Here is a 17,377-nt window from a genome sequence, read left to right on the forward strand (position 1 = left end):
GCGTCGCCCGGCGATCCCGGTCGGCGCCCGCACGAGAGAGGCGCACCACCCCATGCCCCACACCGGAACCGTGACGAAGCCGGCTCCGGCCCCACAGCACGAAGAACTCCCCAGCAAGCACGCCCGCCGCTTCGGGCTCCCTGTCGCCACCGCACTCGTGATGGGCAACATCATCGGCGGCGGCATCTTCCTGCTCCCGGCCTCCGTCGCCCCCTTCGGCACCATCAGCCTCGTCGCGTTCGGTGTCCTGACCGTCGGAGCCATCGCGCTCGCGCTCGTCTTCGGCCGCCTCGCCCACCGCCATCCGCAGACCGGCGGGCCCTACGTCTACGCGCGCGAGGCGTTCGGCGACTTCGCCGGGTTCCTGGCCTCCTGGTCGTACTGGATCACCACCTGGGTGTCGAACGCGGCGCTCGCCGTGGCCGCTGTCGGCTACCTCGACGTGCTCCTGCCCATCCACGGCTCCACGTTCTGGACCATCGTCGCCGCGCTCACCGTCCAGTGGCTGCCCGCTCTCGCCAACCTCGCGGGCACCCGCTACGTCGGCGCGGTGCAGCTCGTGTCGACCGTCCTGAAGTTCGCGCCGCTGCTCCTCGTCGCCGTCGGCGGCCTGTTCTTCTTCCACGCCGACAACCTCGGACCGTTCCGGGCGAGCGGCGACTCCCCGCTCGGCGCCGTCTCCGCGTCCGCCGCGATCCTGCTCTTCAGCTACCTCGGCGTCGAGTCCGCCTCGGTCAGCGCCGGCGAGGTCCGCGACCCCGGCCGCAACGTGGGCCGTGCCACCGTCCTCGGCACCGGCCTCGCCGCCCTCCTGTACCTGCTGTGCACCCTCGCCGTCTTCGGGACCGTCGCCCACGACCGGCTCGTCGACTCCAGCGCGCCCTTCTCCGACGCCGTCAACGCCATGTTCGGCGGCACCTGGGGCGGCACCGCCGTGGCCGTCGCCGCGCTCGTCTCCATGCTCGGCGCCCTGAACGGCTGGACGCTCCTGAGCGCCCAGACCCCGTACGCCGCCGCGAAGGACGGCCTGTTCCCCGCGGTGTTCACCAAGAAGAAGCGCGGCACCCCGACCGCCGGCGTCCTCGTCGCCGTCACCCTCGCCTCGCTCCTGACCGTGTACAACTACACGGCGGGCTCGGCCGGGGTCTTCGAGACGCTCGTCCTCGTCACCACGTTCACCGCGACCGTCCCCTACCTCCTCGCGACCGCCGCCCAGATCTACTTCCTGCTGTCCGGACAGGGCCACCGCGTCAGCGGCCCGCGCCTGGCCCGCGACATGGTGCTCGCGCTGGCCGCGTTCGGCTTCTCGCTGTGGCTGGTCGGCGGCGCCGGATACGCGGCCGTCTACCAGGGCGTCCTGTTCCTCTTCGCCGGAGTCCTCGTCTACGCGTGGATGGCCGCCCGCAAGAAGCGCACCGCCGCGGACACCACCGGCTGATCCCTGCCCCGTGCGCATTCCGGCCATAAGCGGTCCGGGTGTGGTCGGATGGTGCCCAACGCCCCAACCGGCACCCGACTGAAGGGAATCACCGTGGCTACCACGCGCTCCGCGCACACCGTGTGGGAAGGCGATCTGCTCAAGGGGAGCGGCGTCGTCACCTTCGACTCGTCCGGCATCGGCCAGCAGGCCGTGTCCTGGCCCTCCCGCGCCGAGCAGGCCAACGGCAAGACCAGCCCGGAGGAGCTGATCGCCGCCGCGCACTCCAGCTGCTTCTCGATGGCCCTCTCCCACGGCCTGACGACCGGCGGCAACCCGCCCGCCAAGCTCATCACATCCGCGGACGTCACGTTCCAGCCGGGCGAGGGCATCACCGGCATTCACCTCACGGTCGAGGGCACGGTGCCAGGGCTCGACGAGGCCGGATTCGCCGCCGCGGCCGAGGACGCCAAGAAGAACTGCCCGGTCAGCCAGGCGCTCACCGGCACCACGATCACCCTCACGGCGAAGCTCGCCTGACGACGCACGCCCAGCCTTCACGTGCCGCGGACCCGCAGCGACGGGCCCGCGGCACTGCTGTCACCGTGCGCCGCCGGTCATCACGCGCCGCGTGTCAGAGCGCGTCGCGCTTCTTGCGCAGCAGCTCCACCGTGCGCTCCGCGGACGCCGCCTGCGCCGCGATGTGGTCGAGCACCTCCAGATGAGTGCCCACCTCTTCCCGGCCGTCCAGATAGAGCGCGCCCGTGACGTACTCGCTGAAGACCATGTCCGGCAGCTCACGCACCGGGAACCGGAACAGCGTGAACGGGCCGAACGTCCCCGGGTGCGGGCCCGCCGCGAACTCGGCTATCTGGAGCGTCACTTGAGGCAGCTCGGCCGCCTCGATGAGCCGGTCGAGCTGATGGCGCAGCACCTTGGGGCCGCCCGGCGGCCGGCGCAGCACCGTCTCGTCCATCACGACCCACAGATGAGGCGCGTCCTCACGGGTCAGCAGTGCCTGCCGGGCCATCCGCAGCGTCACATGGCGTTCCAGGTCACCGGGCTGCGTGCGGCCGACGGTGCCCGCGTCCAGGACGGCCCGCGCGTACTCCTCCGTCTGCAGCAGCCCCGGCACGAAGTGCGGCTCGTACGACCTGATGAGCCCGGCAGCGCTCTCCAGGCTCACGTACAGACTGAACCAGTCGGGCAGGATGTCGTGGAACCGCTGCCACCAGCCCGGCAGATTCGCCTCCTCGGCGAGCCCGACGAACGCCTCGGTCTCCTGCTCCGGCACCCCGTACAGCTCCAGGAGCATCTGTACGTACGGGATCTTGAGGGCGACCTCGGCGGTCTCCATACGGCGGATCGTCGCGCCGGTGACGCGCAGCGCGCGGGCGGCCTCGTCGCGGTTGAGCCCGGCCGACTCCCGCAGTTCCCTCAGGCGTCTGCCCAGGACCACCTGGCCCACGGTCGGTGCGGGCCGCCGTTCACTCACGTCACGTCTCCCCACGTGCCGGGCGGCGAGCGGATTCGGGAGCCGGTGCGCTCCCAGCCGCGGCGCTGCGCGCACAGAACATGTGCGCGAGCCGCGTGAACGGTACCAGTGGGACGAGCGGCCTGCCCACTACCGCGTGGGTCCGATCACGAGGCCCCGACTACGGTTCCAGCGACCGCAGATACTTCGCCGTCGCCGGGTCGGCCGGCAGGAACGTCTCGATCGCGAGCTCGGCCACCGTCACGTCCATCGGGGTGTTGAACGTCGAGACCGACGACACGAACGACAGGACCTGCCCGGCATGCTCGATCACCATCGGCAGCGCGAAATACGGCACCGCCTCGCCGCCCTCCCCGTCGTCGTCACCGGCGTCCTTGTCAGCCACCGGGTACGCCTTGACCTCGTCGTACACCGCGCGCAGCGCCTCCGAGCGGTCCAGCGCGATCTGCCGCTCCATCTGCGCCAGGAGATGCCCCCGCCACTCGCGCAGATTCCGGATCCGCGGCGCGAGGCCCTCCGGGTGCAGGGTGAGCCGCATCGCGTTGAGCGGCGGGGCCAGCAGCGACTCGGGAATCCCCTCCAGCAGCATCGCGATCCCCCGATTGGCGGCGACCACCGTGTACGTCGCGTCGACGACCAGCGCCGGATACGGCTCGTAGCCGTGCAGGAGCCGGTCCAGGCCCTCCCGCAGCGCCCCCATGGAGGGGTCGTCGAGCGGGGTCTCCGCGAACCGCGGCGCGTAACCCGCCGCGAGCAGCAGCGCGTTGCGCTCCCGCACCGGCACGTCCAGATGCTCCGCGAGCCGCAGGACGAGCTCCTCGCTCGGGCGTGACCTGCCCGTCTCCACGAAGCTGAGATGCCGGGCGGACGAGTCCGCGCGCAGGGCGAGCTCCAGCTGGCTCACCCTCCGTCGCTCCCGCCACTCGCGCAGCAGAGGACCGATTCCGGACCGGCGAGCACGCGTGGCAGTCGTCATGCCACGACCGTAGCCGAGGGGCGCGCGGCACCGCCCCTGTGGGACGCTGGAACTCCTCGCACATCACAGGGAAAGGACCTGGTCATGCCCGTGGAGCCGCTGTCCCAGAAGGAGATCGAGGACCGTCTCGCCGAGCTGCCGGGATGGAGCGTGTCCGACGACGGACTCACCTGCAGCTTCCGCCTGGCCAACCACTTCGCGGCCACGGGCCTCGTCGTGCACATCGCGCAGATCCAGGACGAGATCGACCACCACTCCGACCTGACCCTCGGCTACAACACCGTCAACCTGTCCGTGAACACCCACAGCGCGGGCGGCGCCATCACCGCGCTCGACTTCGGCCTCGCCCACCGAGTCCAGGAGATCGCCCCCACCCACGGCGTGCGCTGACCGCCGGTGCTGGACTACGACAAGGAAGCAGCGGTCTACGACGAGACCCGCGGCGGCGAACCCCGCGCCCGGTCCGCGGCCGAGGCCGTGCTGCGCCTCGTGCCGCCCACCGCCCGGACCCTCCTCGACCTGGCCTGCGGCACCGGCCTCGTCACCATGCGCCTCACCCGGCCGGGCCTGCGCTGCGTCGGCATCGACATCGCGCCCGGGATGCTGCGCGCCGCGGCCCCCCGCCTCGACGGCGCCGCCGTCCGCGGCGACAGCCGCCGACTCCCGTTCCGCAGCGCCTGTGCGGACGTCGTGACCGTGATCTGGCTGCTGCATCTGCTGCCCGACGCGGGCCCCGTCATAGCCGAGGCCGCCCGCGTCCTGCGGCCCGGCGGCGTCCTGGTGACCACCGTCGACAAGGCCGCCGCCCACGACGTGGGCAGTGACATCGACGCCCTCGTGGCCCCCTACCGCGGCCGCCTCCCCTCCGACGCGGCCGCACGCGTCGCCGCCCACGGACTGCGGCCGAGCGGCGAGGCCCGCTTCCCCGGACACGGCCAGGGCCGCACCCCGAGCCGCCTGGCCGACGACGTGCGGCGCGGCAGGATCTACGCGGCCGGGGGCACCGCGCTCGCCGACCTGATCTCCGCGCTCCCCGACCCCGAACGTCCCCGCGCAGACCCTCAGTTCACCCTGCACGCCTTCACCCGGCACGCCTGACGCGAGATCAGCGCGCCGCGTCGAGACGCGCCCGCTGATCCACCGTCAGCTCCAGGTCGACCGCCGCCAGGCTCTCGTCGAGCTGGGCCACCGACGACGCGCCCACCAGAGGGATCACCGGGACTTCGCCGCCGATGAGCCAGGCGAGAACCACCTGGTTCACCGTGGCGTCGGCCTCCTTCGCCACGTCGCGCAGCGCGGCCAGCCGAGTGGGCGTACCCGGATGGTCGTACTCGGCGCCCAGCGGCTTGTCGCCTCGCACATACGCGCCCGCGAGCAGCGGAGAGTACGCCACGAGCGCGAGCTTCTCGCCCTCGGCCCTCACGTAGCTCAGGAGCTGGCCGTCGACCAGACCCTGGCTGCCGTCCGGCGACAGATCCGCCGGCAGATCCGTGCGCGGCCGCAGATAACTGTGCCGGTACTGCAGCACCTCGTACCCCGGCAGCCCCGCCCGCTCGGCGATCTCCCGCGCCCGTTCCACCTTCCACGCCCAGTGGTTGCTGACCCCGAGCAGTCCGACGCTGCCCTCGGCGACGAGACCCGCGAACGCCTCCACGGTTTCCCGGAGTTCGACCTTCGGGTCCTCGATGTGCGCGTACAGCAGATCGAGCCGCTCCGTGCCGAGCCGTTCCTTACTGCCCTCCACGGCCCGCCGGATCGCCGCGGCGGACAGGCCCTCGGGGTTGTCGACGTACCCCGTGCCGGCGGCCAGCGGGCTCGCGCCCAGCTTCGTCGCGACGACGATCTCGCCGCCGATGCCCCGGCTGCGCCGCCACCGGCCGAGCACGCCCTCGCTCTCCCCGCCCCGGCTGCCGGTGTGCCAGAACGCGTAGTTGTCCGATGTGTCGACGAACGTGCCGCCCGCCGCCACGTACCGGTCGAGGATCGCGTACGACGTCTCCTCGTCGGTCCGTGTGCCGAACAGCATCGCGCCGAGACTCAGCACGCTCACCTCACGGCGGGTGGCCGGATCGGCGCCGATCGTGCGGAACTTCATGACGGGTCCCTCCCGTGCCCGGCGCGGATGCCGGGCCACGGGAGGGAGTCTCGGCGTTGAAGCGCACACGAAGTCAAGGCGCGACGCAGCACCGGATCAGGCGCGACGGGTGAAGGCCATCGTCCAGTTCGACAGCCAGGTGTCCCCGCCGTCCACCGAGAAGAACTGCTCCCAGTGCGCCGTCGTCGCCGAGATCCCCGACCACACGAACCGCACCCGCACGTCCTTGCCGTCATGCGTGTCGTCGCCCTCGAAGACGCCCCGCCCGCCCTCGTCGAAGCGGCCGACGACCGGCGGGAACAGGATGCCCGTACGGCTGGACGACCAGTTCAGCGACCACGTACCGGCCGCGTGGTCGAAGAGCCGCAGCGTCAGTCCCTTGAAGCTTTCCGTGGGGCAGTCCATCTCGTCGATGTCGGCCGCCCCGTCGAACAGGCTCCAGCAGCGGTTCGTCGCGGCGAACTCCTCCCACCCGCTGTCCGCGTCGAGAAAGTCCGTACGCCTGCGGTGGGCGACGTCCCAGTCACCGATGAAGAAGTCGAAGTCGCGCGCGGTGCTCATCAGCGGTCTCCCGTAGTGCCGTCGGCGAGTGAATCGGCCAGATATCCGTCGAGGTCCGGGGCGTCCGGGGCCAGCATGTGCCGCACCCACGCGTCGCGTTCGTGCAGCACCGGCGGCAGCTCCCACACACAGCCGATCCACGGCCGGTCGAGGATCACGAACCGCGTCGGATCGCTGTCGGGACAGCCGATCACCGGCTGCCCCGCCGCCGCGCCCCGGAAGTGCAGGACGTTGTCCCACACCCAGCTGTACGCGTTGACATAGGCACCGTCGTCACCGCCGCGGTGCAGCACGACGAACGTCGCCGCGGGCGTACCGTCCGACTCCGGAAGCAGCTCCGGCAGCATCGCGTACGCCGCCTTCTCCACCTCCGGCGCGATCCCCGCCGGATCCGCGCTCACGTGATAGCGCTTGACGCGCCGGCCCGCCACCTCGACGGGCGGCAGCGCCCACAACCGTTTCTCTTCGAAAGCCATGGCTGGAAGCTACGACCGCTTCACTGACATCCTGTGTCAGTGAAGTCCAGCCGACTGGTGTCCATCCTGCTGCTGCTCCAGACCCGCGGCAGAATGACCGCCGCCCAGCTCGCCGCCGCCCTCGAAGTCTCCGTACGCACCGTGTACCGAGACATCGACTCCCTGCACGCGGCGGGCGTACCGCTCTACGGCGACGCCGGGCACGCCGGCGGATACCGGCTCATCGACGGCTACCGCACCCGCCTCACCGGCCTCACCGCCGACGAGGCCGAAGCCCTCTTCCTCGCGGGAGCCCCCGGACCCGCCGCCGAACTCGGCCTCGGCCCCGTGCTCGCCGCCGCCCAGCTCAAGGTCCGCGCCGCGCTCCCCGCCGAACTGCGCGCCCACTCCGAACGCATCAGCGCGCGCTTCCACCTCGACGCCCCCGGCTGGTACGCCGACGAGGACGACGTCCCCCACCTCCCCGCCGTCGCCGCCGCTGTCTGGAACAGCCGTGTCCTGCACGTCCGCTACCGGCGCTGGCGCGCACCCACGGACGTCGAACGTCGCCTCGAACCGCACGGACTCGTCCTCAAGGCGGGCCGCTGGTACGTGATCGCCTCCGCCGGAACGGGAGACCCCCGCACCTACCGCGTCGACCAGATCCTCCAACTCCACGTGAGCGACGAGCAGTTCGAGCAGCCGGCGGACTTCGACCTCGCCGCCTACTGGCGGGCCTACCAGGACGACTTCCACGGACGCCTGCACAGCGGCGACGCCGTAGTACGCCTGGCCCCGGGCGCCGCCGACCTGCTGCCGGGTCCCGCGCTGCGCGAGGCGGCGCGCGCCACCGCCCGCCCGGAACCCGACGGCTGGACCAGGGCGGTCGTCCCCATCGAGTCCGTCGACCACGCCCACGACGCGTTCCTGCGCCTCGGCGCCGGCATCGAGGTCCTGGAACCGGCCGAACTGCGCCACCGCATCCGGGCCACGGTCGAGGCGCTGGCCCTCCTCTACACCTGAACCACGGCCTCACACACGTGTGCCCCGCCTCCGGACGGAGGCGGGGCACACGAAGCCGTACGCGTGGAGCGATCAGGCCATGTCGAACGTCGCCGGGTCCGGCCCCAGGCGACGGTCCTCGTTCAGCGCGCTGATCGCGGCGATGTCCTCGACGTCCAGCTCGAAGTCGAAGACGTCGATGTTCTCCACGATCCGCGACGGCGTCACGGACTTGGGGATCACGACATTGCCGAGCTGGACGTGCCAGCGCAGCACGATCTGAGCCGGGGTACGCCCGTGCTTCTGGGCGATCGCGACGATCGCGGGGACCTCCAGCAGGCCCTTGCCCTGACCCAGCGGCGACCACGCCTCGGTGGTGATGCCCTGCTCCGCGTGGAACTCACGTGCGGCGCGCTGCTGGAGGTGCGGGTGCAGCTCGATCTGGTTGACCGCCGGGATGATCGACGTCTCGCCGAGAAGGCGCTCCAGGTGCTCCGGAAGGAAGTTGGAGACACCGATGGCCTTGGCGCGGCCGTCCGCGTAGATCTTCTCGAGGGCCTTGTACGTGTCGACGTAGTTGTCCTTCGAGGGCAGCGGCCAGTGGATCAGAAACAGATCGAGGTAGTCGAGGCCCAGCTTGTCGAGGGAGGCGTCGAAGGCGCGCAGCGTCGCGTCGTAGCCCTGGTCGGCGTTCCACAGCTTCGTGGTGACGAAGAGCTTCTTGCGGGCGATGCCGGAGGCGGCGACGGCCTTGCCGGTGCCCTCCTCGTTGCCGTAGATCGCGGCGGTGTCGATGCTGCGGTACCCGGCCTCCAGGGCCGTCGCGACAGCCTTCTCGGCCTCGGCGTCCGGCACCTGCCAGACGCCGAAACCGAGCTGGGGCATCTCGACGCCGTTGTTCAGGATGATCGGGGGGACCTTGCTCACGAGCTCTCGATCCTTCGCGTTGTCGGGTGGTACCCCCATCGTCAACGATCAGGGCCCGGGGCGCATTCCCGTTCACGCCGTGTTCACAGGGGTGCCCCCGGCCCCACTCACCCGGCCGAACCGAGATAGGCGTCTCGCACGGCGGGATCGGCACGGACGGCCGCCGGGGTCCCCTCGGCCAGCACGGTTCCGAGGTCGAGGACCACTATGCGCGAGCAGAGGTCCATGACGAAGGCGACGTTGTGCTCGACGAGGAGCACGGCGCAGCCCTGTTGGTCCGACAGATGACGGATGACAGCTTTCAGCTGACAGATTTCATCATCTGTCATCCCGGATGCGGGCTCGTCGAGCAGCACCACCCGCGCCCCCTCCACCCCCGCCCTGGCCAGTTCCACCATGCGTGCCTGGCCCACGGGGAGCGCCCCCGCGTACTCCCCGGCCAGTGCGTCGAGGCCGCATGCGCGCAGCATCGACGCCGCCTGCTCGCGGCGCCGGCGCTCGTACGTCCGCCTGGTCGGCGCCGCCAGGAGGTCGGCGGCGAGCCCGCCCCCGCCGCCCCGCCACTCCTGCGCCACCAGCAGGTTGTCCGCGACCGTGAGCTGGCCGAAGAGCTGCTGGCGCTGGAACGTCCGGCGCATCCCCTGCCGGGCCCGCCACACGGGTGACCGGCGCGTGATGTCCTCGCCGTCCAGCAGGACGCGGCCCTCGTCGGGGCGCCGGATCCCGGAGGCGACGTCGAAGAAGGTGGTCTTGCCCGCGCCGTTCGGGCCGATGAGCCCGCACACCTCGCCGGGGCGCAGCGTCAGGCCGACCCCGTCGAGCGCGCGGATCCCGCCGAACCGGACACCGACCCCGGCCGCTTCGAGTACGGGTCTGCCTGTGGTCCCGCTCATGGCCGTACCGCCCCTCCCTCTTCGGTGGCCCGGACCGTGCCCGGTCCGCTCGCGGCGAGACCCAGGTAGGCCTCGGTGAGCCGGTCTGCCCGCACCTCGGAGCGCGGGCCGCACCACGAGACGCGGCCCCGGTCGAGATACGCGACGGTGTCCGCGACGCCGAGGATCTCGGTGGCCTTCTCCTCGACGAGGAGCAACCCCGTTCCCGCGTCGCGGAGTTCGGTGAGCAGCCGGAACACGTCCTCGACGATGCGCGGCGCGAGACCGAGGGACGGCTCGTCGGCGATGAGGACACGGGGCGGCTCCTGGAGCAGCGGGGCGAGGGCGAGCAGCTGCTGTTCGCCGCCGGAGAGCGCGCCCGCGGTGACGTTGCGGCGGGCGGCGAGTCCGGCGAAGCGCTCGTACACGTCCTCGCGCGCGTGCTTGTCGGGGAGGTGCAGGGTGAGGTTCTCCTCGATGGTGAGGGCGGGGAAGATGCCGCGCCCTTCGGGGGCGAGGAGTATGCCGGCCCGCGCCCGGCGGACCGGGCCCTCGCGCGTGAGGTCCCGCCCGGCGACGTACACCTGTCCCCGCAGGGGTGTGAGAAGCCCGGCCGCGGTACGGCACGTCGTGGACTTCCCCGCGCCGTTGGGACCGAGGAGGGCGACGATCTCGCCGGGGTGGACGGCGATGCCGACGCCGTGCAGAACGGGTGCGCCGTCGTATCCGGCGTGCAGGCCGCGCAGTTCGAGGACCGGTGGGGCGCCGCCGTCCTGAGTGGGAGCGGGCGCCTGAGCCGTCGCTTCGGACAGTTCGATGCCGGCCGCCGCGGGCTTCGTACTCCTGCGCCTGTGGCGTCGTACGGAGATCGCCGCGCAGTACCCGTCCGGGTCGTTGGCGAGTGCGAGGCCCGCCAGGCCGAACAGGACGACCGGGAGATGGACGGAGTCCGTGCCGTAGTCCGCGACGAGGTGCGGCACGATCGCGTAGACGAGGCCCGCGACGACCGCGAACTGCGGGCGCCGCACCCCTGCCGCGACGACGACCGCGAGCCAGATCAGGCCCGTCATCGCGGTGAAGTCGGTCGCGGTGATGCGGGTGTTGTACGACGCGTACATCACGCCCCCGAAGCCCGCGAGCCCGGCCGAGAGGGTGAAGAGGAGGAGTTTGGTGCGGATGACGGAGACGCCGGAGGCCATCGCGGCGGCGGGCGCCGAGCGTACGGCGAGCATGGCGCGGCCCGAGGGGGAGTTCCGCAGCGCGGCGAGGGCGGCCACGGCGGCCGCGCACAGGACGACCATCGCGACGCCCATCGCGCGGTCGTCGTTCAGGTCGACGGGTCCGAAGATCGGGCGCGGGATCTCCCAGCCGGTGTCACCGTTCCTCAGCCAGCCCATCTGGAAGAGGACTTGGTCGGCGAGGAAGGCGAGGGCGAGCGTGGCGAGGGCGAGGGTGCGGCCGCCGAGACGCAGCGCGGGCAGCGCCACGAGCGCCCCGAGGACGGCCGCGACGCAGGTGCCGACGAGCGCCGCCGCGACGAACGGCCAGCCGTGGCTCATCAGGAGACCCGCCACGAGCGCCGCGCCGGTGACGAACGTGGCCTGCGCGAGGGACACCATGGCGCCGAGCCCTGTCACGACGGTGAAGGAGACGAAGACCAGGGAGAGGGCGAGGCCCTGGGCGAGGATGCCGCTCCAGAACGGGGTCGTCACCGTGTAGAAGGAGGCGGCGAGCAGCACGGCGGCCACCGCCCATGGCCCCCATTTCCGTGTCCAGGAGCGGCCCGCGAGGTAGTCGACTGGCGGAGCGTCGGCGGCGGCCGTCCCCGCCGTGCGCTGTCGCCGGGTGAGCAGCAGCAGTCCGGCGAAGAGGATGAGGAACGGGACCGCGGTACGGAACCCCGTGATGCGTTCGGCGAAGGACGAGTAGCCGGCGACGAGGTTCTGCAGGACGCCGAGGCCGAGTCCGCCGGCGAACGCGAGGGGCACGGACGCGAAGCGCCCGAGGACCGCCGCGGTCGCCGACACGAACAGGAACAGCGTGAAGTCGTGGGCGGACAGGCCGAGCAGTGGTGTCGCGAGGACGCCGGCGAGGCCCGCGAGGCCGGACGACAGCATCCACGCCACGGTGGAGAGCCGGTCGGCGCTCATGCCGCGCAGTTCGACGAGTGAGCGGTTGTCGACGGCGGCCCGCAGGCGCAGGCCGAGGGTGGTGTGGCGCATCAGGATCCACAGGCCGAGCGCGACGGCGGCGGTCGCCACCCAGGTGATCAGCTGGTCGGAGTCGATGCCGACGCCGTCCATCAGCTGCCAGTTCTTCGCGGGGCTGGGGCCGACGCCCGGCAGCCCGAACTGGTTCTCGGCGGGCTTCACGGACACCCCGGCGCCGTCGAGCAGTTCCACGACCCACAGGCCGAGCGCGGGCAGTGCCACGAGCAGGCCGATGGTCGCCACGATCTGCGCGGTCTCGCCGACGCGCGCCAGCTTACGGAACATCAGCCGGTCAAGTCCCCATCCCAGCAGGGGAGATGCGACGCAGACGAGGAGGAGCGCGGTCGGCACGGCGGGCCAGCCGAGGCCGGAGTGGAGCTCGTAGAAGGTGAGCGCGCACAGGTAAGCGGTGGCGCCATGGGCGAAGTTGAAGAGGCCCGAGGCCGAGTAGGACAGGACGAGGCCGGTGGCGAGGAGCGCGTACAGCGCACCCGACACGAGCCCGCTCAGCACGAAGGCCAGCAGGTCGGACATGCGGGGCGCCCCCTACTTGAACGGGATGGGCTCGTAGCACTTGAAGGGTGACGAGACGTGGTACGCCCCGCCCTTGAGCTGGACCAGGGCGCCGCAGCCGAACGACTCCTTCTGCCCCTTGGGCAGAGCGCGGTCGCCGACCATGGTGCCGGTGTCGGAGAACCCGTCCGCGGCCTTCTGGAAGGAGGCGACGGTGAGGTCCCGGCCGGCCTTCCGCGCGATGGAGAGGAAGAGGTCGGCGGACATGTAGCCGGTCATCATGTGCATGTTGAGGGGCACGTCCTTGCCGCCCGACGCCTTCTTGATGTCGGCCTTGAACTGCTTCATCGCGGCCGATCGCGTCTCGAACGGCTCGAAGGTGAGCAGGATGTGCACCCCGTCGAGCGCCTCCTTCGTCGCGCTCTTGGCGAGCAGCCCCGGGTCGTAGTCGGTCGGGTCGGTGAGGACGCCGCGGTACCCGGAGCGCTTGACGGCGGTGAACAGGCCGATGTTGTACGGGGTCTGCATGACGGAGACGACGATGTCGGGCGCCTTGCCGCCGTCGCTGCGCAGGATCTCCTTGGTGTACGCCGACCAGTCGCTCGGCACCGAGGTCGCGGGCACGGACGACTTGGCGTAGGTGACCTTGTAGCCGGCGGACGCGAAGCTCTGCTTGTAGGTGCGGATGGCGAAGGTGCCCGCGTCGTTGTCGTTGGCGAGGATGGCGACGGTCTTGCCCTCGGCGCCGTGCGTGACCTGCTTGAGGCCCTCGGGCCAGGTCTGCGAGATGGTGCCGCCGGGCATCGGGACCATGCAGCCGCCGAAGCCGTAGATGTAGGTGGGTCCGCAGAAGGACGGGATCGTGCCCCAGCCGAAGGTGGGGACCTGCTGCTTCTGGAGGAAGTCGGCGCCGGAGAAGGTGACCGAGCTCATCGGGGAGATCGCGAACACCTTGTCCTGCTGGACGAGTTTGCGGGCCGCGGCGAGGTTCTTGGCCGGGTCCTGGCCGTCGTCCTCCGCACCCAGGTAGTCGATCTTCCTGCCGTTGATCCCGCCCTCCGCGTTGGCGCGGGCGAAGCGGGCCTTCGCGCCGAGGTCGGTGTCCTTCTTGCTGTAGCCGCTCGCGGTCGTCATGGAGACGATGCCGCCGACCTTGATGGTGTCATCCGTCACTCCGCGCACCGGACTCCCTTTGCTGTCAGGGGAGTTGCCGGTTGCGGCTGAGTTGCATGCGGTGGCGAGCAGCAGTGCCGCCACAGTGGCGGTGATGGCGCGGACAGATCGCGACACGATGGGCCCCCTCCGTCGGGTGAGGGTGATTCTGTGTGCGACCTGATGAACCGTCAATAACTGACGCATCGGTAATTGATGAACCGTCAGAAACGGCTCGCGGCCGGGTCAGGGCGTTGCGGCGGGGTTACCGTCGGGAACGTACCGGTGCGCGATCAGCCCCGGTACAGCGCCTCGACCTCCTCCGCGTACGCCGTCTCGATCGCCTTCCGCTTGAGCTTCAGGGACGGCGTGAGCAGCCCGTGCTCCTCGGTGAACTGGTAGGCCAGTATCCGGAACGTACGGATCGACTCGGCCTGCGAGACCAGGGTGTTGGCCGCCACGACGGCCCTGCGCACCTCGGTCTCCAGATCCGGGTCGTGGACCAGCTGGGCGGGCTTCAGCGAGGGCTTGCCCCGCATGTTGAGCCAGTGCTCGACGGCCTCGGCCTCAAGGGTGACGAGCGCGGCGATGTACGGCCGGTCGTTGCCGACGACGATGCACTGTGCGACCAGCGGATGGTCACGGACGCGCTCCTCCAGTTGCTGCGGCGAGACGCTCTTGCCGCCGGAGGTCACGAGGATCTCCTTCTTGCGGCCGGTGATCGTCAGGTAGCCGTCGTCGTCGAGCATGCCGAGGTCGCCGGTGGCCAGCCAGCCGTCGTGCAGGGTGGCGTCGGTGGCCTTCGGGTCGTTCAGATACCCCTGGAACACATTGCCGCCGTAGAGCCACACCTCGCCGTCGTCGGCGATGTGGACGGTCGTGCCGGGGATGGCCTGGCCGACCGTGCCGTAGCGGGTCTGCTCCGGCGGGTTCGCGGTCGCGGCGGCCGTGGACTCGGTGAGTCCGTAACCCTCGTAGATCGTGACGCCGGCGCCCGCGAAGAACAGGCCGAGGCGGCGGTCCATGCCCGAGCCGCCCGACATGGCGTGCCGCACCCGGCCGCCCATCGCCTCGCGGACCTTGGAGTAGACGAGCTTGTCGAAGATCGAGTGCTGCATGCGCAGCGACGCGGACGGCCCGGGGCCGGTGCCGAACGCCTTGGCCTCCTGGGCGTCCGCGTACTTGACGGCGCACTCGACGGCCTTGTCGAACGGACCCGACTTGCCGTCCTTCTCGGCCTTGCGGCGGGCCGCGTTGAAGACCTTCTCGAAGATGTACGGCACGGCGAGGATGAACGTCGGGCGGAACGACTGCAGGTCGGGCAGCAGGGCCGCCGCGTTGAGCTGCGGCTGGTGGCCGAGCTTCACGCCGCCGCGGATCGTGGCGATCTGCACCATGCGCCCGAAGACGTGCGCGAGCGGCAGGAACAGCAGGGTCGAGGCCTCGTCGCCGCGCTTGGAGTGGAACACGGGTTCCCAGCGGGTGATCATCGTGTCCGCCTCGAACATGAAGTTCGCGTGGCTGATGACGCAGCCCTTGGGGCGGCCCGTGGTGCCCGAGGTGTAGATGATGGTGGCGATGGAGTCGGGGGTGACGGCGCGCCGGTGGCGGTGCACCACCTCGTCCTCGATGTGGGCTCCGGCCTCGATGAGGCGGGGCACGGGATCGGAGTCCAGCTGCCACATCCGGCTGAGCGTGGGCAGGCGGTCGATGACGGTGGCGATCGTCATCGCGTGGTCCTCGTGCTCCACCATCGCGGCGGACACCTGCGCGTCGTGCAGGGTCCAGAAGACCTGCTCGGCCGAGGCCGTCGGGTAGATCGGCACGACCTGGGCGCCGATCGTCCACAGCGCGAAGTCGAAGAGGGTCCACTCGTAGCGGGTCCTCGACATGATCGCGACGCGGTCGCCGAAGCGGACGCCCTGGGCGAGCAGCCCCTTGGCGAGCCCGAGGACCTCGTCACGGAACTCGGCGGCGGTCACGTCGAACCAGCGGCCCGCGTCGTCCTTCCGGCCGAGCGCGACGCGCAGCGGATTCTCGAGGGCATGGTCGAACACGGCGTCGGCCAGGCCGCCCACCGGCGGCGCCGACGCCAGAGGAGGATTGGTGAACTCGCGCAATGTTGCTCCTTGTGGCGCTCCGCACAGCGCCGGTGACGGTACCCCACCGCGCGCCCCGGCGGGAGGGGTCCAAATGCGCCGGAGCGCGCGGAATATGCACTGGTCAGCCGGTGAAATACGGCCACAAGGGGAAGCGCGGGACAGAATTCTTACGGTTCAGTAAGTTTCGGTGGCGCAATCTCCACGGAATCTGTACGGGGTGATTACCGGGGGTCCGCTGCGGGGTTTTTGGGCGGACTGGTCGCTTCCGATTTCTCCACGGACGGTCCACGAGCGATTCCGGCGGCCGCGGCGGTGATCGCTCCCGGCGGGCGGTGGGACGCTCGCGGCGCCCTCACCAGCGCAAGGACCAGCACCCCCACGACGAGCGCCGCACGGCCCGCGACCACCGACGCCGTGTGCACCCACCGCGCCGCCCGCCAGTGCCCGCACGCTCCGGGGGGCCGGTGCGTGCAGCCGCCAAGCGGGGGAGGGAAGTGACGCCATGGGGGTCCCTCCGCTTGAGCGAAGCCGGGAGCTTGGCGGGTGCGCGCCGGCCCCCGCGAGCCCAGCGTGCCGGACGAGAGGCCCTAGTGGCTGCGGTGCAGACGGTCGCCCCCGTCGAGGATCGCCTGGGCCAGCGCCTGCGCCGCGTCTCCCTGTGACCCGCTGCCGCGCCGAGGCCCGTGCAGCAGAACGAAGTCCACCTCGCCCAGCTCCGGCAGCCCCGCCCGCTCCGGTACGCGTACCAGGCCTGGCGGGATCAGACCGCGCGAGTGCGCCATCACGCCGAGGCCCGCCCTGGCCGCCGCGATCAGGCCGTTGAGGCTGCCGCTGGTGCAGGCCACGCGCCAGGCGCGGCCGTGCCGCTCCAGGGCTTCGAGGGCCAGGGCCCGCGAGATGCCGGGCGGCGGGTACACGATGAGCGGCACCGGACGGTCCGGGTCCAGGCGCAGCCGCTCCGCGCCGATCCACACCAGCCGGTCGTGCCACACGGACTCGCCGCGGGGGTCCTCCGGCCGCCTCTTGGCGAGGACCAGGTCGAGCTTGCCCGCGTCGAGCCGCTCGTGCAGCGTCCCGGACAGCTCGACCGTCAGCTCCAGGTCCACCTCGGGGTGGTCGTGCCGGAACGCCTCCAGGATCTCGGTGAGCCGGGTCAGGACGAAGTCCTCCGACGCCCCGAAGCGCAGCCGCCCGCGCAGCCGCGTGCCCGTGAAGAACGCCGACGCCTGCTCGTGCACCTCCAGGATGCGGCGCGCGAAGCCGAGCATCGCCTCGCCGTCCTCCGTGAGTTCCACCGTGTGCGTGTCCCGTGTGAACAGGGTCCGCCCCGTCGCGTCCTCCAGGCGCCGCACATGCTGGCTGACCGTGGACTGGCGCAGGCCGAGGCGGCGGGCGGCCTGCGTGAAGCTCAGGGTCTGGGCCACCGCGAGGAACGTACGCAGCTGCGAGGGGTCGTACATGTCTGAGACCCTACCGCGCCCATCGCGAAACGTGATGACAGTCAGTGCGGTATGCAGGATTCCCGATCGCGGTGATCAGGAGGACGATGGAGAGGGCACGACCTGAACCGACAGCAAGGAACATGGAACCCGTGAAACGC

General features: G+C 71.2%; 16 protein-coding genes. 5 read left to right on the forward strand and 11 right to left on the reverse strand.

The window, feature by feature from the left end:
* Positions 1–52 precede the first annotated feature (52 nt).
* Entirely contained in the window at positions 53–1,438 is a 1,386-nt protein-coding gene (locus tag ACZ67T_RS02635; protein ID WP_469981144.1) for an amino acid permease, read from the forward strand.
* Positions 1,439–1,531: 93 nt separating this feature from the next.
* Complete coding sequence (locus tag ACZ67T_RS02640; RefSeq protein ID WP_469981145.1) at positions 1,532–1,957, forward strand: OsmC family peroxiredoxin; 426 nt, start codon at positions 1,532–1,534, stop codon at positions 1,955–1,957.
* Positions 1,958–2,051: 94 nt separating this feature from the next.
* On the opposite strand, the gene ACZ67T_RS02645 is transcribed toward ACZ67T_RS02640, so the two are convergent.
* Together ACZ67T_RS02645 and ACZ67T_RS02650 are read right to left on the reverse strand one after the other, a co-directional pair.
* A complete protein-coding gene (locus tag ACZ67T_RS02645; protein WP_469981146.1) occupies positions 2,052–2,912 on the reverse strand; it encodes a helix-turn-helix domain-containing protein in 861 nt (286 codons plus the stop codon).
* Positions 2,913–3,072: 160 nt separating this feature from the next.
* Positions 3,073–3,888, reverse strand: a complete 816-nt coding sequence (locus ACZ67T_RS02650; protein ID WP_469981147.1) for a helix-turn-helix domain-containing protein — start codon at positions 3,886–3,888, stop codon at positions 3,073–3,075.
* Positions 3,889–3,972: 84 nt separating this feature from the next.
* Here ACZ67T_RS02650 and ACZ67T_RS02655 point away from each other — a divergent pair, with 84 nt between their 5' ends.
* The gene (locus ACZ67T_RS02655) at positions 3,973–4,278 is read left to right on the forward strand and encodes a 4a-hydroxytetrahydrobiopterin dehydratase (protein ID WP_469981148.1); all 306 of its coding nucleotides are present in this window, start codon (positions 3,973–3,975) and stop codon (positions 4,276–4,278) included.
* 6 nt (positions 4,279–4,284) lie between these two features.
* Positions 4,285–4,986, forward strand: a complete 702-nt coding sequence (locus tag ACZ67T_RS02660; RefSeq protein WP_469981149.1) for a class I SAM-dependent methyltransferase — start codon at positions 4,285–4,287, stop codon at positions 4,984–4,986.
* 7 nt (positions 4,987–4,993) lie between these two features.
* Here ACZ67T_RS02660 and ACZ67T_RS02665 read toward each other — a convergent pair whose 3' ends face one another.
* The 3 genes from ACZ67T_RS02665 to ACZ67T_RS02675 all read right to left on the reverse strand — a co-directional run bounded on the left by ACZ67T_RS02665 (position 4,994) and on the right by ACZ67T_RS02675 (position 7,020).
* Positions 4,994–5,983, reverse strand: a complete 990-nt coding sequence (locus tag ACZ67T_RS02665; protein WP_469981150.1) for an aldo/keto reductase — start codon at positions 5,981–5,983, stop codon at positions 4,994–4,996.
* Between the two features lie 96 nt (positions 5,984–6,079).
* The gene (locus tag ACZ67T_RS02670; protein ID WP_469981151.1) at positions 6,080–6,544 is read right to left on the reverse strand and encodes a hypothetical protein; all 465 of its coding nucleotides are present in this window, start codon (positions 6,542–6,544) and stop codon (positions 6,080–6,082) included.
* Entirely contained in the window at positions 6,544–7,020 is a 477-nt protein-coding gene (locus ACZ67T_RS02675; RefSeq protein WP_469981152.1) for a hypothetical protein, read from the reverse strand. The genes ACZ67T_RS02670 and ACZ67T_RS02675 overlap by 1 nt, the downstream gene beginning before the upstream one ends.
* Before the next feature lie 39 nt (positions 7,021–7,059).
* Here ACZ67T_RS02675 and ACZ67T_RS02680 point away from each other — a divergent pair, with 39 nt between their 5' ends.
* A complete protein-coding gene (locus ACZ67T_RS02680; protein ID WP_469981153.1) occupies positions 7,060–8,022 on the forward strand; it encodes a helix-turn-helix transcriptional regulator in 963 nt (320 codons plus the stop codon).
* 72 nt (positions 8,023–8,094) lie between these two features.
* Here the strand turns inward: ACZ67T_RS02680 and ACZ67T_RS02685 are convergent, their stop codons facing one another.
* From ACZ67T_RS02685 to ACZ67T_RS02710, 6 genes are all read right to left on the reverse strand, one after another.
* On the reverse strand, positions 8,095–8,886 hold the full coding sequence (locus tag ACZ67T_RS02685) for an aldo/keto reductase (protein WP_469981374.1): 792 nt from the start codon (positions 8,884–8,886) through the stop codon (positions 8,095–8,097).
* Positions 8,887–9,035: 149 nt separating this feature from the next.
* Positions 9,036–9,821, reverse strand: a complete 786-nt coding sequence (locus ACZ67T_RS02690) for an ABC transporter ATP-binding protein (RefSeq protein ID WP_469981154.1) — start codon at positions 9,819–9,821, stop codon at positions 9,036–9,038.
* The gene (locus tag ACZ67T_RS02695; RefSeq protein ID WP_469981155.1) at positions 9,818–12,544 is read right to left on the reverse strand and encodes an ABC transporter permease subunit; all 2,727 of its coding nucleotides are present in this window, start codon (positions 12,542–12,544) and stop codon (positions 9,818–9,820) included. The genes ACZ67T_RS02690 and ACZ67T_RS02695 overlap by 4 nt, the downstream gene beginning before the upstream one ends.
* A gap of 12 nt (positions 12,545–12,556) precedes the next feature.
* Positions 12,557–13,813, reverse strand: coding sequence for an ABC transporter substrate-binding protein (locus tag ACZ67T_RS02700; protein ID WP_469981156.1), 1,257 nt, complete (start codon positions 13,811–13,813; stop codon positions 12,557–12,559).
* A gap of 155 nt (positions 13,814–13,968) precedes the next feature.
* Entirely contained in the window at positions 13,969–15,795 is a 1,827-nt protein-coding gene (locus ACZ67T_RS02705; RefSeq protein WP_469981157.1) for an AMP-dependent synthetase/ligase, read from the reverse strand.
* 569 nt (positions 15,796–16,364) lie between these two features.
* Positions 16,365–17,237, reverse strand: coding sequence for a LysR substrate-binding domain-containing protein (locus tag ACZ67T_RS02710; protein WP_469981158.1), 873 nt, complete (start codon positions 17,235–17,237; stop codon positions 16,365–16,367).
* Between the last annotated feature and the right edge of the window lie 140 nt (positions 17,238–17,377).

Source organism: Streptomyces sp. NPDC107517, from assembly GCF_055582645.1.